Here is a 13,963-nt window from a genome sequence, read left to right as displayed (position 1 = left end):
TATATGGAAGAAAAGCCCTTTTGGAGGGCTTTTTTTTCTGGGATTATAGTAGAATGAAGAGAGAACGCATGAAAGGCTGAGGTGATAAGTGTGGAAAATATATGTGAGTATCCAATTGTACAAGCTCCCATGGCAGGAGGAGTTTCGACGCCTAAACTAGCTGCAGCAGTATCTAATAGCGGAGGGCTAGGGTTTTTAGCTGCTGGATATAAAAGTGCGCGTGAATTGGAGCAGGAAATTATAGAGATGCACTCACTTACGAAAAAACCTTTTGGAGTGAATCTGTTCGTTCCGACAAATGAAAAAATAGCAGTTGATGCACTTGATTGTTACCAAAAAGAACTGTCAAAAGCAGCTGAATATTTGGAGTGTCAAGTTGGTATACCAAAGAATGATGATGATGAATGGAATGCCAAGCTCGACATCATTCAAAAACATCGAGTACCTGCTGTGAGCTTTACATTTGGGTGCCCGGATCGAGAGATTGTAGCAAGTTTAAAAGGAATTGGAAGCCGTGTTTTCGTTACGATTACAACACCTCAAGAAGCCGAAGTAGCTTTGAGAGCAGGAGCGGATGCGCTATGTTTGCAAGGCATTGAAGCCGGCGGCCATCGATCTACTTTTTTAGAGGGTTCGGTGGACTATCCGCTTATGAATTTGCTAAAAGAAGTTCGCTCAATCACTAAAAAGCCATTGATTGCTGCTGGAGGGTTGATGACGGGATCTGACATCAAACGTGTGTTACAAGAAGGAGCTTCTGCCGCTCAGTTAGGTACGGCTTTTATTTGTTGTTCAGAAAGCGGAGCGAGTGCTCTTCACAAAGAAAGCATTCTTCAAAAACGTTTTAATGAAACAGGTATCACACGAGCTTTCACAGGGAAACGTGCTAGAGGATTTGTGAATGCCTTTTTTATTTCCTATGATAAATCAGCACCATCCGCCTACCCTCATATTCATTACATGACAAAGCCTATTCGAGCAAAAGCTACACAAATGAAGAATCCAGAGTACGCTTCTTTGTGGGCAGGAACTGGATTTACGCTGGCAAAAGAACTGCCTGCACATCTTATTGTGGAAGAGCTTGTACAAGAACTAAATGAATGATGAGAATTACGCTGTTGCTTGCTTTAAGTGCAAGCAGCTTTACATAAAGAAGGTGGACTTATAGTGCAAAACAAATTTACGATTGGACAAATGGCCAGACTGCATGATATTCCGGTTAAAACACTTCGCTATTATGATGAAATTGGTCTATTTGAGCCTTACGAAGTTGATCCACAAACCGGATATCGTTACTATACGTTAGAACAATTTAAGAAATTAGACATCATTGTTTATTTAAAGCTGATGGGAGTTCCGTTAAAAGAAATTAAAAGAAAGATGGAGCACAGCAGCTTGGATGAATTTATTGAAACTTTAGCGGAATATCAGCAGGTAACAAAAGAAAAAATTCGTCACCTTCAAAGAGTGAATGCGCAGTTAACAACTCGAATGAAGGAATTAGAACAGACGAGACATATTAACCAAATAGGAGCCCCGTTCATCAAACACCTTTCTTCTCGTGAGGTTGTTCAAGTAAAAGCGGAGGTAGGCACGTTAGACGGGACTGAAAGTGTTCTGCGTGATTTAAAAAAGAAAATCAGCCATATTACCCCGATTATGATTGGGAAAGTAGGATTTATGCTATCGGTAGAAAACACGAAAAAACAACAATTTACAGATTACGATGGCATTTTTTTATTGGTGGAAAGTGATGTTTCTTTTCAGCATGAACTCGTTACGTTAATACCTGAAGGCGATTACGCATCTATTTATATGAGAGAAAAGAGAGATACCACAGGAGTCTATTACGATGCGTTACTGAACTTTATTAAAGCAGAAGGATACAAAGCAGAAGGTCCTTTCTTAATTCGGCGGATTGTAGATTCCTTTATTTCACATCATGAAGAAGAGCGGCTGACGGAAATTCAAATTCGAATTACGTCTTGACTATCCAGTAGCTGGAGGGTTTAAGATGAGACTATTGTAGAACTGCTGAAGGGAGAGACAACAATAGATGAATCAGCAAAGTATTTCCCAAGGAATGTCTTTAAGCCGAGGAAATCGCATTTTATTTATTTTAATTTTGGGTTCACTGAGCGCATTTGGACCGTTATCAATCGATATGTATTTGCCAGCGCTGCCGACGCTTGCGAAAGAATTGCATACTTCAGCTTCTTTAGCGCAGGTCAGTCTGACAGCTTGCTTATTGGGCTTAGCATTTGGGCAAGTGGTCGTGGGGCCATTCAGTGATATTCGCGGAAGGAAAAAGCCGCTTGTAGCAGCATTAATCACCTATGCAACTGCATCTGTTTTATGCGTGTTTGCACCGTCTATTTGGATTTTTATCGTTTTGCGATTTATTCAAGGTATGGCAGGAGCAGCAGGAATGGTTATTTCAAGAGCGAGCGTGCGGGACTTGTTTTCAGGTTCGGATTTAACAAAGTTTTTCTCTATGCTTATGCTTGTAAATGGGTTAGCTCCTATTTTGGCTCCGGTTGCTGGCGGACAGCTGCTGACGGTTATGTCGTGGCGCGGAGTCTTTGGTGTGCTAGCAGTGATTGGTGCACTAATGTTTTTTGCCGTTTTATTTTGTTTAAAAGAAACGCTTCCGCTCGAACGACGTAAAGAAGGCGGATTAACAGAAGTACTGAGTACATTTGGTGTATTGCTAAAAGATGGTGTCTTCGTGGGATATGCGCTGGCGCAAGGTTTTATTATGAGTGCCATGTTTGCTTATATTTCAGGTTCTACATTTGTCCTTCAAGACATTTATGGCCTGTCTCCGCAGATGTTCAGCTTTGTTTTTGCGATTAACGGTTTTGGGCTCATTATAGCTACTCAAGTGACAGGACGTTTAGCGGGTAAAGTAAAAGAAGCTACTCTTCTTATGTATGGATTGCTTCAAGCAGCGGTTGGAAGCGTGCTTTTAGTGGCCGTGATTGCTACTCACATGTCCGTTATTTTGGTTTGCATCTTGCTTTTCTTTGTAGTATCGAGCGTAGGAATTGTGAACACAACCGTTTTTTCACTCGCTATGGAAAATCAAGCTTCGAACGCGGGAAGTGCTTCAGCGCTTCTAGGGTTGCTTCCGTTTTTGCTCGGAGCAGCCGTAGCTCCTCTTGTTGGTCTTGGAGGAGGGCAAAATGCTCTGCCGATGGGCATTGTGATTATGGTTTGTGATTTATTAGCATTAGGTGTGTACATGACGTTAGTGAGAAGGAAAACTGGATCATAAAAAAGCTACTTGGCTTTCAACAGCCAAGTAGCTTTTTAAATTATTGAGCTTTGTGCTCGTGATTTTCAAACGGCATTGTAACGCCAAGCTTTTGAATTTCTTTTTTTGCATTTTCCAAAATGCTTTCAGCTTTCGCTTTTGTTTCAGCATCTACCCCGCTTAGAAAATCTTTCTTTTTAGCAGGGAAATTCACACCAAGTTCTTTTAACTTGGCTTCAGCTTGTTCCTTAGTCAGCGTGCCGTCGCGAAGCTGATCCATAATAGCTTTCGCTTTTTTCTTTGTAGCCGCATCTAAATTGTTAAAAGGACCGCCTTTATGTTCAGGAAAATTTACGCCAAGTTCTTCTAATTTGGCTTCAGCTTGTTCCTTAGTCAGCGTGCCGTCGCGGAGCTGATCCATAATAGCTTTCGCTTTTTTCTTTGTAGCGGTATCTAAATTGTTAAAAGGACCGCCTTTATGTTCAGGCAAGTTCACGCCAAGTTCCTTTAATTTGGCTTCAGCTTGTTCCTTAGTCAGCGTGCCGTTGCGGAGCTGATCCATAATAGCTTTTGCTTTTTTCTTTGTAGCCGCATCTAGATTGCTGAAGGGGCCGTCTTTGTGCTGAGGCAAGTTTATGCCGAGTTTCTGTAATTTTTCCTGTGCTTTTTTCATAATATCATCAACTTTTTGTTGTGTTGCATCATCTATATTTGTTGTACTGCCATTTGTTCGCTCTACAACTGTTGAAGAGCTTGTTTCATCTTTGCTTGCTGCAAATGCCGTGGAGTTTGCAGCGGCCATAACTCCTAGTGTTAAACCGCTTGCCATGATATAACCGAATAGTTTCTTTTTCATGCTGTTGTCACTCCTTAAAAGTTATAGGGGTGTGGTACAGAGCTGTCCACAATTGTTAATGTAACCACCAATAGTGAAAAAATGGTGAAAATAGATAAAAAACGAAAAAATATAGACGTTTGTTGAACACTACAGCTCTTCTATTGGATAACAAAATGAAATTCGATATGATTTTATCTAAACAGCAGCAAAAAAGAATGGAGACTTTATATAGATGAACATTCTTAAAAAATTGGGAATAGCTTTGATAGTTGCGATAGCGGTAAGCCTCGTATTTTTGTTTCGCGATGAGTTAAAGCCTGGTCCAACGCTAGAAGATTTTTCAGGAGCAACTGAGTTGCATCCTGTCGTAGAAGAAAAGAAAAATAAACTTGTTCAACAAGCAAGTGACCAAGGAATCTCAATTGTCATTACGGAAGGTTTCCGTTCAAAAGAAGAACAAGATAAGCTTTATGCAAAAGGCAGGACGGAAGAAGGTAATATTGTTACCTACTCAAAGGGCGGCCAGTCTTATCACAATTACGGATTAGCTATTGATTTTGCTATTCAGTTAAAAGACGGACAAGTTATTTGGGACATGGAATATGACGGTAATAATAACAATCAGTCTGATTGGATGGAGGTTGTAGATATCGCAAAAAATTTAGGATTCGAATGGGGAGGAGATTGGCAAGGTTTTAAAGACTATCCGCATTTTCAAATGGGTCCGGAAAATATAAAAGACCACACACGCTAATAAAGCGTGTGTTTTTTTATAGGGATAATACAATTTCACTATATCTATGTCAGAACCTCTAACACGAATAGAAGCTTGTAGTTTCTTTTTTTATTAATTTAACGGTAAGGTAATTATATATATTAATATAGTAAAAATATAGACGGATAATTAGAAAGATGGGTGGTTAGAGAGAACTGCCCCATAAAAATGAAAGACAATTCGTATAAAGATATGCGTTAACTAATATAATCTACTGATTAAGCTTATACAAGTACGTTCAGCCTAGTGAACGTATGCTTACATATCGGCAAATGCCAACAAAGCCTTTTATTTTTCTAGCATATTTTATTTAAAGATAGTTCGTTTTTATTACAAAAAAGAGATAATTTGTCAACTGTTGACTTTGCTTTAAGAGTAAGAATATAATTTTTAACATATTTTAAATATTCTAAAAAATTTAAATATTTATTGTTGTTGGCAGATTAGGAGGGAGAAAATGATTGTTTTTGACGGAGTGAATAAATATTACGGTGATTTTCACGTATTAAAAGATATCAATTTAACAATTGAAAAAGGTGAGGTTGTCGTCGTAATTGGACCTTCGGGTTCAGGTAAAAGCACGATGCTGCGATGCATAAATTATTTAGAAACAATATCTAACGGACAGTTAACGGTAAATAATATATTGGTCGCAGATAAAAAAACAAATATTAATAAACTGCGCCGCAATATAGGTATGGTGTTTCAGCATTTTTATTTATATCCGCATAAAACAGTTTTAGAAAATATCACTTTAGCACCTATGAAAGTATTGGGACAGTCGTCAGAAGAAGCTAAGAAGACAGCCCTATACTATTTAAATAAAGTCGGAATCGGTGAAAAAGCTAACGCCTACCCGTCCCAACTGTCAGGCGGCCAGCAGCAGCGTGTAGCTATTGCGAGGGGACTTGCGATGAAACCAGAAATTATGCTTTTTGATGAGCCTACCTCTGCTCTTGATCCAGAAATGATTGGAGAAGTGCTGGATGTCATGAAAACATTGGCTAAAGAAGGAATGACCATGGTAGTTGTAACTCATGAAATGGGGTTTGCGAAAGAAGTAGCGGACCGCATTGTATTTATGGATCAAGGAAAAATCTTAGAAGAGGCAACTCCGGCTGAGTTTTACGAAAACCCGCAAGAAGAAAGGGCACGTTTATTTCTTAGCCGTATTTTAAATCATTAATTGTTTAATAGGGGGAGTAATATGAAGAAATCAAAAACGTTTTTAAAGGCAGCTGTGCTTTCATTAGCAGCGGCTATGATGTTAGCAGCTTGTGGAGGGAAAAGTGAAGAAACGAGTGGATCATCAGCTAAAAAAGATGCGCTCACTGAAATCAAAGACCGAGGGAAAATCGTTATTGGAGTTAAAAATGATACGCGTTTGTTTGGCTTAAAGAATCCAAAGACGGGTGAAGTAGAAGGTTTTGATGTTGATATTTCTAAGCAGCTGGCTAAAGAGATTTTAGGCGATGAAAACAAGGTGGAATTTAAAGAAGTTACGTCCAAAACAAGGGTTCCTCTTCTTCAAAAAGGAGATATTGACGCTGTTGTTGCGACAATGACTATTACAGACGAACGTAAAAAAGAAGTAGATTTTACGGATGTATATTTCCAAGCCGGACAGTCTCTTCTTGTGAAAAAAGGCAGTAAAATTAAAAGCGTTGATGATTTAAAGAAAGGTACTAAAGTGTTGGCTGTTAAAGGATCAACTTCAGCTATTAATATTCGTGAAAAAGCACCAGAGACAACGGTATTAGAGTTTGAAAACTATGCAGAAGCATTTACAGCTTTAAAATCTAAGCAAGGAGATGCTTTAACAACTGATGATGCGATTCTTTATGGAATGGCTGATGAAGATCCTTCTTATGAATTGGTAGGAAAGCCGTTCACAGAAGAGCCTTATGGCATTGCTGTGAAAAAAGGAAACAAAGAGCTGGTAGATGCATTAAACGATGCGCTTAAAAAGATAAAAGACTCTGGAAAATATGATGAAATTCACGACAAGTGGATCAAACAATAAGCGTACAGTTTTCTTTTCTCAGGATGAGCAGCATTATGCTCATCCTGCTTGTTTAGTTGAAAGGAGGAAGAAAATTGTTGGATTTTTCAATTCTGACGAACAATATGGATCTTTATTTAGAAGGTTTTAAGTACACCATTATCGCCAGTCTGATTGCTTTAGTGGCCAGTTTTGTACTTGGTACAATCATTGCGGTAATGCGAATAGCCCCTCTCAAAATAGTAAATGTAATTGGTACGGTCTATGTAGAGTTCATTCGAAATATTCCCCTTGTGGTTATCGTCTTTTTTATTTTTATTGTGGCGGGAATCAGCGGTACAGCGGCCGGAGTGCTGGGACTAACTATTTATACGGCAGCTTTTATAGCCGAAGCCATACGAGCGGGAATTATGGCAGTTCCAAAAGGGCAGCTTGAAGCGGCACGTTCATCTGGCCTTACGTACGGTCAGGCGATGCGGTTCATTGTATTGCCTCAAGCCATTAAAATCGTCATTCCTCCTCTTGGGAATCAATTCATTAATTTAGTCAAAAACTCATCGGTGTTAGGGATTGTTGCTGGTTTTGATTTAATGTATCAGGCAGATCTTGTTTCTTCTCAAACTTACGTAGTGTTTGATGTGTATATTTTTGTGGCTCTGTTCTATTTAGTTCTAACGATTCCGTTAAGCTTAGGAGTTGGTTATCTTGAGAAACGTCTTGGTAAAACAAGCTGAAAGGAGTGAAAGTGATGGATTTTATGGGTGCTTATTCTCCTGATCACCTTTCCTTCTTAATGGAAGGATTTTGGGTCACTTTAAAAGTAGCATTCATTTCGATTGTATTAAGTTTTCTTATTGGAAGTATAGTAGGTATTTTAAGGTATGCCCGTATTCCAGTTCTGTCTCATGTACTTGCTTTTATCGTAGAAATTATCCGGAATTTGCCGCTGCTTTTAATCATCTTTTTTACATACTTTGCTTTACCTGAAATCGGAATTGATATGGAAATTACGTCAGCAGCGATTGTGGCCCTTACTGTATTTGAATCTGCTATGATTTCAGAGATTATCCGAAGCGGATTAAAATCAATTGAAAAAGGACAAATCGAAGCGGCGCGATCATCAGGTTTAAACTATTATCAAACGCTTCGTTTCGTTGTGCTGCCCCAAGCTTTGCGGAGAATGGTGCCTCCTTTAGTTAGTCAATTTATTTCCTTATTAAAAGATACGTCGCTTGCAGTAGTGATCGCACTTCCTGATTTGCTGCATAACGCTCAAATCATTTACGGACAGAAACAAAGCTACGTAGTCCCAATGTTTTTGATCATCGCGATGATGTATTTTATTGTAAACTATGCTTTATCTATCATTGCAAGAAGACTAGAAGTCAAAAGGGTGTAGATACTCTTTTGACTTTATTTTTGGAAAATAAATAACATTGACAATGTATTGATTCAACGCATAAAATGACTAAAGTAACAGTGGTAAAATCAGATCATTTTCATTCATCATAGAGAAGAAAAACAGTGTTGGTTCACCCCCTACTGAATATCCGGTAGGGGTTTTTGCGCAAGAAGTGATTTGGTTAAACTAACACGTAAAATGAACAGAAGGGACGGGCATCATGGAAAAACAAGATCAAAATTTAAAAAAAGGTCTGTTGCCTCGTCATGTGCAGCTCATTGCGCTTGCCGGTATGATTGGGACAGGCATTTTTAAAGGCAGTGCTGATACGCTAGGTATTGCAGGACCAAGTGTTGTACTGGCGTATTTATTTGGCGGTCTTATCTTATTTATTGTAATGACAGCATTGGCGGAGATGGCAATTGTCTATCCGAATATGAACGTACAAAATTTAGTGCATAAGGCATTCGGTACGCAAACCTCTTTTATTGTAGGGTGGCTGTACTGGGTGAACTGGATTGTCGTGACAGTTGTTGAACTGCTTGCGGGAGGAAGCTTTTTGAAGTTTTGGTTCCCTTCTGTACCTCTTTGGCTCTTAAGCTTTCTCTGTGCAGTGCTAATTGTAGGGATGAATTTATTTCAAGTGAAGTATTACGGAGAAATTGAGTTTTGGTTTGCCGGTATTAAAGTAATTGCTCTTACTGCTTTTATCATTTTGGGAGCTTTCATTTTATTCGGTGTGATTCCAAGTGATGTGCAAAACCCCTGGGCAAATTATACGGCTCATGGAGGCTTTTTTCCTCACGGCATGAGCGGTGTGCTGAGTGCCTTTTTAATTGTGATGTTCTCTTACGGCGGAGCTGAATTAATTGGTGTGGCCGTAACGGAAACAAAAGATGTGAAAAACGTGTTACCGAAAGTGATCAAAGGCACAGTATGGCGAGTGATTGGCTTTTACATCTTGCCTATTTTAATTATTTGCGGCCTTATGCCCTGGAATTCTGTATCAGGACAAGACAGTCCATTTGTCCAAGTGTTTAGTATCACCGGACTGCCGGGTGCGGCTCATATTATGAACTTCGTTTTATTAACGGCCGTTTTATCAGCAGCGAATTCAGGGATGTATGCAACTTCGCGTACGCTCTATGCTATGGCTCAAAGCGGGGAAGCATCAAAGCGCTTCTTAAAAGTTTCAAAAAACGGTATTCCGATTAATGGTTTAATGATTACGGCTGTTTGTATTTTAATGGGTGTGTTTTTAGCTTATAAAACACCGGATAATGTAATTAGTTATTTAATGACCATTCCGGGCTTCACGATTATTCTTATTTGGGTAAGCATTTGTTTAGCTCAATTAAAGCTGCGTAAAGGGTATAAAGAAAAGCCGTTTTTCGCATTAAAGTGGTTTCCTTATACAACGCTTTTTGCAACAGCAGCACTGCTTGTTATTTTTGTATCGTTTATGTTTAATAAAAACAATGTGATTGGATCAAGCGTATGTGCGGTTATCTTGGTCGTACTCCTCATTTTTTCATTTATTAATAAAAGTCGAAAAGAAAAAAAGTTTGAAGTATAGCAAAAAGGCAATATACTAGAAAGACGAGGGTAAAAGCTTGTCTTTCTTTTTTTTGTGGAAGTTTCTGTATCACGTTACATATTTCTAGATGAAATGTTTAGTTAAATAAATAAAGGATGAGGACTATAATGGAATCAAATAATGTATTTACAACAAACCAAAAGAAGAAATCAAAGCACTTAGCCGTGATTTCTTTGGCGATTATGGGAGTGGGCTTCGTTGCCACAATGCCTTTTGGTGATTCAATTTGGGGTCGCTTGCTTCAAGGTGGGTTCGAAGCTGGGTTAGTCGGCGGATTAGCGGATTGGTTTGCCGTTACAGCTCTTTTTCGTCACCCTTTAGGCATTCCTATTCCACACACTGCGCTGCTTCCTAAAAACAGACAGCGTATTACAAGAGGGCTAGTCTCAACGCTTGAAAACGACTGGCTGTCAAAAGAAAGTATTCAAGAAAAAGTAAAAAGAATTGCATTTACAAAGCGTTTGCTTCCGATTGTTCGAAAAGGTGTTCATTCGGAAACAATTCAACAAAAAGGAACAGCACTGCTTGTTGATGCGATTAATCGTGTGGATACAGAGAAAGTCGTTCCTATTATTGAAAAAGAGCTCAAATCATCGCTTTCAGCAATAGAGTTAAAGCCTATTGTGCATTCGATTGTTGGAGAAGTGGTAAAAAATCAGTATGATGAAAAAGCGCTTGATGTTCTTTTAAATAAAGGAGAGAGCTGGATTAAAAAAGAAGAAACGCAGTATCAGCTCGGAAGTATTGCTAAAAATGCGCTTGATAATATTGAGCTTGATGGGATTTTACAATTTGCTCTCAAATCATTTCAAAGCATGATTAATGAAGAGAAGCTAGGGTCTATTTTGCAAAATTTATTGCTTTCTATTACAGGGCGTCTTCGTAACGAAGATGATGAATACCGCCTTGCTTTGGTCAATGGAATTAGAAAAGAGCTGCAAGGCTTGGAGCAGAATGAAGAACTTCTTGAAAAATTAGAAGCATGGAAACAAAAAACGATTCATGAATTAAATGTAACGAACAAATTAACAGAAATCGTCGATAAAATGAAAGCGAAAGTGACAGCATTCATTGAAAGCCCTGAATTTATGAAAAGCTACGCCGTTCCTTACGTAGAGAGCTGGCTGAATGCTCTTGAAGAGGATGCACAGCGTCAAGAAGCAATTGATACGGCTATTCAAAAGCAAATCATGAGCTTTGTAGAAGAGAATCATTCGAAAATTGGACAGCTTGTTCAAGAAAACTTAGATAAATTAGATGATGAAACACTTGTGGATATGATGGAAAACAATGTCGGAAAAGATTTGCAGTGGATTCGAGTGAACGGAGCTCTATGTGGATTCTTGATTGGTATTGTATTAACGGTTATTAAATTAGCGGTATAAAAAAAGAAGCACGCTCCTTTTGGAGTGTGCTTTTTCTATTAATCATCTAGTTCTACACTGATCACGCCGCCGTTTTTGGCATCTACTGAAACAGTTGCTTCACGTTTATCGGCTGTGTCAATTTCAATTTCATATACTAAACGGTTGTTTTCTTGATCTAGATCCGTTTCATTGACCGTTCCTTTAGCACTCTTTAAAGCTGTTTTTATCGCTTGATCTAATGAAATAGCAGGGGAAACGTTTTGAAGTTTCTCTTCTTTCTCATCTTCATCGTCTTTTTGCTCTTCATCAAATTCAATGATTTTACCGCTGCTGCTGTCAATGTCTACATCGTATTCTTTATTACCTTTTGTGATGTCTATTTCATATTGTTTAACGCTGTCATCTATGGCTAATTGGATATTTGTAATGTCGCCGCCATCTGTTTTTTGAAGGGCAATGTCTTTTGCCCTTGCTTCTTCAATCGTTGTGGTTTGCTTCTTATCATTGCTTTTGGACTGGTCTGTCATTGCATATGCGCTTGCACCTAATCCACCGACTAGTACTGCACTGGCTAAAACGGTTGTAATAACTTTCATATGTTATGGCCTCCTCGATTTGTTGTTAAGACTATCTTAGCCAATGAACTTTAAAGGAAAAGAAGAAGAAGTTTAAAATTTTCTTAGAAATAAATAAAAATGGATAAAAAAAGCACAGCTTTCCGCTGTACTCTTAATCATCGTCATTTTCATAGGTGATGGAATCTACATGTCCGGAGTAAGCATTGATCATCACTTTAGCTTCTCTTGTTTTAGACTGATCAATTTCGACTTCGTAGAAGGTTTGGTCTTCTTCCTCTTCTATTTCAACTGAGGAAAACGTTCCTTTTACTTTTTGTAAAGCAATGTCTCTTGCTTGTTCCATTGAAATGAGAGGCTCGTCGGATGTAGGAGAAACTGGTGGCTGCTCGCTCTTTTTTTGCTCTTCTTCTGTATCATTTTTAGTTTGAGTAGACGTTTGTTTCTCTACTTTTTGTTTGATTAATGACTGGACTTCTCCATTTTCTCCATTTACTGTGATGTGGTATGGAATATCATCTTTAAGCAAAGTGATTCGATAAATCGGTTCATCATTTTTTTGAGAAAAGCTTGCATTTTCAATAGTGCCGCCATATTTTTGCTGAATCATACTGCTGACGTCAGATTCGGATAAAATTGTATCAGGCCGATTCACTGCTTTTGCTATTCCGTAAAAGCAAGCTGAACCAACAGCAAGAAAAATAAGTATAAAAAGCACCGTTTTCTTCATACATTCACCTCCAGTATCTTAAAAAGTAGTATAGCAGGCAATTCTTAAAAATCTCTAAGAAAAGGCGAGAAATCAAAGAGGAAAGCAAACCGTCACTGATGTCCCTTTTCCTTCTTGGCTGCTAATCTCAATACGCCCGCTATGAGCTTCTACAATCTTTCGAGCAATGGATAATCCAAGTCCAGAACCACCGGTTTCTCGATTTCTTGCTTTATCTACGCGAAAAAAGCGTTCATACACGTTTGATAAGTCTTCTTTTGGAATACCAATTCCTTGATCTGTGACCGTAATCATAAAGCTTTCGCTTCTTGTTATGGTTACCTCTACCGCTTTTTCACTATATTTAATGGCATTATCTAAGAGGATGTATAGCAGTTGCTTTAAGCGTTTTTCATCCGCTGTTACGACGGGATGATCCGTTTTTATATTTAAATAAATGGTTCGTTCAAAAGCTTGTTCTAGATGCTTGATTGTTTGGTTACAGACGGCCGCCGCATCTACGTGTTCCATGTGAATCTCCCACTGAGACTCATCTTTCGCAAGCACCAGCATTTGAGACGTAAGCTGTTTCATGCGCAAAGACTCAGAGTGAATGGCTTCGATGGCTTCTTCTAAAATATCTGGACGCTTCATTCCCCATCGTTTTAGCATATTGGCATAGCTTTCTACAACGGTCAGGGGTGTTTTTAATTCATGAGAAGCATCGGATACGAACTGCTCTTGCTTTTTATAGTTTTCCTCTAATAAATCCATCATATTATTGAAGGTGTTGGCCATTTGATCTAACTCATCTTTAGAAGGAGCAGAGAGGTCAATTTTTTTGAATGTGCGAGACACTTGAATTTCTTCCATAGTATGAATAAGAGATTTGATAGGCCGCAAAATAATTTTACTTAAAAGCCGTCCAGCAAATATAGTTGGAATTAATATAACAAGAGAGGCAATGAGCAAGATAAATTTTAATGTCTGCAGAGATTGTTCCACATCTGCCAGTTGTTCCATGACTTCCAAAGAAACAACTTCACCGTTCGTCCAAATGACAGGGGTGTGTGAAATCGCGTATAGATGGCCGTCATCTTCTTTGATGCTTGTTTGTTCATTTGAATAATAGGAATAAGGTAAGTCCTGAAGCTCTTTCGTTTGATCCGTAACGGATACAACTAAAGGACTGCCGGATTTGGGTAAAATACGAATCATTCCGTTAGGAGGCAAATAGGCACGAAGCAAGTTGGCTTGTTTAACCGTCGCACTCGTTTGCTTTAGCCCATTTGTTACATTGCTTGTTTCTGCTTGCAAACGTTCAATGGCGTTGTCTTCCATGGTCTTCTTGAAAATGAAGTAAATCGAACTGTTTGCAATTACTAGCAGAATAAAAAGCAGCGCAGTTGATGTAAGAATAATCTTTGTTTGTAGTTTCATAA

General features: G+C 38.7%; 14 protein-coding genes. 10 read left to right on the top strand and 4 right to left on the bottom strand.

Going from position 1 to position 13,963, the window contains the following annotated elements; genetic code table 11:
* Positions 1–90: 90 nt before the first annotated feature.
* From ACFX4G_RS20215 to ACFX4G_RS20205, 3 genes are all read left to right on the top strand, one after another.
* Positions 91–1,104: a nitronate monooxygenase gene (locus ACFX4G_RS20215; protein ID WP_080781545.1), complete on the top strand. Its 1,014-nt coding sequence runs from the start codon at positions 91–93 to the stop codon at positions 1,102–1,104.
* A 63-nt stretch (positions 1,105–1,167) separates the two neighbouring features.
* Entirely contained in the window at positions 1,168–1,989 is an 822-nt protein-coding gene (locus ACFX4G_RS20210) for a MerR family transcriptional regulator (RefSeq protein ID WP_043975788.1), read from the top strand.
* Positions 1,990–2,056: 67 nt separating this feature from the next.
* Positions 2,057–3,277, top strand: coding sequence for a multidrug effflux MFS transporter (locus ACFX4G_RS20205; protein WP_043975786.1), 1,221 nt, complete (start codon positions 2,057–2,059; stop codon positions 3,275–3,277).
* A gap of 40 nt (positions 3,278–3,317) precedes the next feature.
* Here ACFX4G_RS20205 and ACFX4G_RS20200 read toward each other — a convergent pair whose 3' ends face one another.
* Positions 3,318–4,112 (bottom strand): hypothetical protein, encoded by a 795-nt coding sequence (locus ACFX4G_RS20200; protein ID WP_323619246.1) that lies wholly within the window; start codon positions 4,110–4,112, stop codon positions 3,318–3,320.
* 214 nt (positions 4,113–4,326) lie between these two features.
* Between ACFX4G_RS20200 and ACFX4G_RS20195 the strand changes: the two genes are divergently transcribed.
* The 7 genes from ACFX4G_RS20195 to ACFX4G_RS20165 all read left to right on the top strand — a co-directional run bounded on the left by ACFX4G_RS20195 (position 4,327) and on the right by ACFX4G_RS20165 (position 11,255).
* Entirely contained in the window at positions 4,327–4,848 is a 522-nt protein-coding gene (locus ACFX4G_RS20195; RefSeq protein WP_377576435.1) for a M15 family metallopeptidase, read from the top strand.
* 478 nt (positions 4,849–5,326) lie between these two features.
* On the top strand, positions 5,327–6,055 hold the full coding sequence (locus ACFX4G_RS20190) for an amino acid ABC transporter ATP-binding protein (protein WP_043975780.1): 729 nt from the start codon (positions 5,327–5,329) through the stop codon (positions 6,053–6,055).
* A 21-nt stretch (positions 6,056–6,076) separates the two neighbouring features.
* Positions 6,077–6,892, top strand: coding sequence for a transporter substrate-binding domain-containing protein (locus ACFX4G_RS20185; RefSeq protein ID WP_013055073.1), 816 nt, complete (start codon positions 6,077–6,079; stop codon positions 6,890–6,892).
* A 74-nt stretch (positions 6,893–6,966) separates the two neighbouring features.
* A complete protein-coding gene (locus tag ACFX4G_RS20180; RefSeq protein WP_016762799.1) occupies positions 6,967–7,605 on the top strand; it encodes an amino acid ABC transporter permease in 639 nt (212 codons plus the stop codon).
* Positions 7,606–7,619: 14 nt separating this feature from the next.
* Positions 7,620–8,270, top strand: coding sequence for an amino acid ABC transporter permease (locus ACFX4G_RS20175; RefSeq protein ID WP_013081471.1), 651 nt, complete (start codon positions 7,620–7,622; stop codon positions 8,268–8,270).
* 223 nt (positions 8,271–8,493) lie between these two features.
* Entirely contained in the window at positions 8,494–9,849 is a 1,356-nt protein-coding gene (locus ACFX4G_RS20170; RefSeq protein ID WP_013055076.1) for an amino acid permease, read from the top strand.
* Between the two features lie 128 nt (positions 9,850–9,977).
* Positions 9,978–11,255, top strand: coding sequence for a DUF445 domain-containing protein (locus tag ACFX4G_RS20165; RefSeq protein WP_162215167.1), 1,278 nt, complete (start codon positions 9,978–9,980; stop codon positions 11,253–11,255).
* A gap of 38 nt (positions 11,256–11,293) precedes the next feature.
* Here the strand turns inward: ACFX4G_RS20165 and ACFX4G_RS20160 are convergent, their stop codons facing one another.
* From ACFX4G_RS20160 to ACFX4G_RS20150, 3 genes are all read right to left on the bottom strand, one after another.
* Positions 11,294–11,833 carry a PepSY domain-containing protein gene (locus ACFX4G_RS20160; RefSeq protein WP_377576430.1) on the bottom strand — a complete coding sequence of 180 codons (540 nt, stop codon included), beginning with the start codon at positions 11,831–11,833 and terminating at the stop codon, positions 11,294–11,296.
* A 133-nt stretch (positions 11,834–11,966) separates the two neighbouring features.
* The gene (locus tag ACFX4G_RS20155) at positions 11,967–12,542 is read right to left on the bottom strand and encodes a PepSY domain-containing protein (RefSeq protein WP_121946235.1); all 576 of its coding nucleotides are present in this window, start codon (positions 12,540–12,542) and stop codon (positions 11,967–11,969) included.
* 72 nt (positions 12,543–12,614) lie between these two features.
* Positions 12,615–13,961, bottom strand: coding sequence for a HAMP domain-containing sensor histidine kinase (locus ACFX4G_RS20150; protein WP_377570484.1), 1,347 nt, complete (start codon positions 13,959–13,961; stop codon positions 12,615–12,617).
* Positions 13,962–13,963: the final 2 nt, after the last annotated feature.

It is taken from the genome of Priestia sp. YIM B13486 (assembly GCF_042787865.1).
In the GTDB taxonomy this organism is placed as follows: Bacteria; Bacillota; Bacilli; order Bacillales; family Bacillaceae_H; genus Priestia; species Priestia megaterium.
The sequence above is the reverse complement of the archived record's forward strand: the minus strand, read 5'-3'. Positions and strand labels throughout refer to the sequence as shown.

Coding starts and splice junctions, on each gene's coding strand:
- ACFX4G_RS20155 (WP_121946235.1), bottom strand. CDS start 12,542: ATGAAGAAAACGGTGCTTTTTATACTTATTTTTCTTGCTGTTGGTTCA.
- ACFX4G_RS20175 (WP_013081471.1), top strand. CDS start 7,620: ATGGATTTTATGGGTGCTTATTCTCCTGATCACCTTTCCTTCTTAATG.
- ACFX4G_RS20150 (WP_377570484.1), bottom strand. CDS start 13,961: ATGAAACTACAAACAAAGATTATTCTTACATCAACTGCGCTGCTTTTT.
- ACFX4G_RS20195 (WP_377576435.1), top strand. CDS start 4,327: ATGAACATTCTTAAAAAATTGGGAATAGCTTTGATAGTTGCGATAGCG.
- ACFX4G_RS20205 (WP_043975786.1), top strand. CDS start 2,057: ATGAATCAGCAAAGTATTTCCCAAGGAATGTCTTTAAGCCGAGGAAAT.
- ACFX4G_RS20160 (WP_377576430.1), bottom strand. CDS start 11,833: ATGAAAGTTATTACAACCGTTTTAGCCAGTGCAGTACTAGTCGGTGGA.
- ACFX4G_RS20190 (WP_043975780.1), top strand. CDS start 5,327: ATGATTGTTTTTGACGGAGTGAATAAATATTACGGTGATTTTCACGTA.
- ACFX4G_RS20200 (WP_323619246.1), bottom strand. CDS start 4,112: ATGAAAAAGAAACTATTCGGTTATATCATGGCAAGCGGTTTAACACTA.
- ACFX4G_RS20165 (WP_162215167.1), top strand. CDS start 9,978: ATGGAATCAAATAATGTATTTACAACAAACCAAAAGAAGAAATCAAAG.
- ACFX4G_RS20170 (WP_013055076.1), top strand. CDS start 8,494: ATGGAAAAACAAGATCAAAATTTAAAAAAAGGTCTGTTGCCTCGTCAT.
- ACFX4G_RS20185 (WP_013055073.1), top strand. CDS start 6,077: ATGAAGAAATCAAAAACGTTTTTAAAGGCAGCTGTGCTTTCATTAGCA.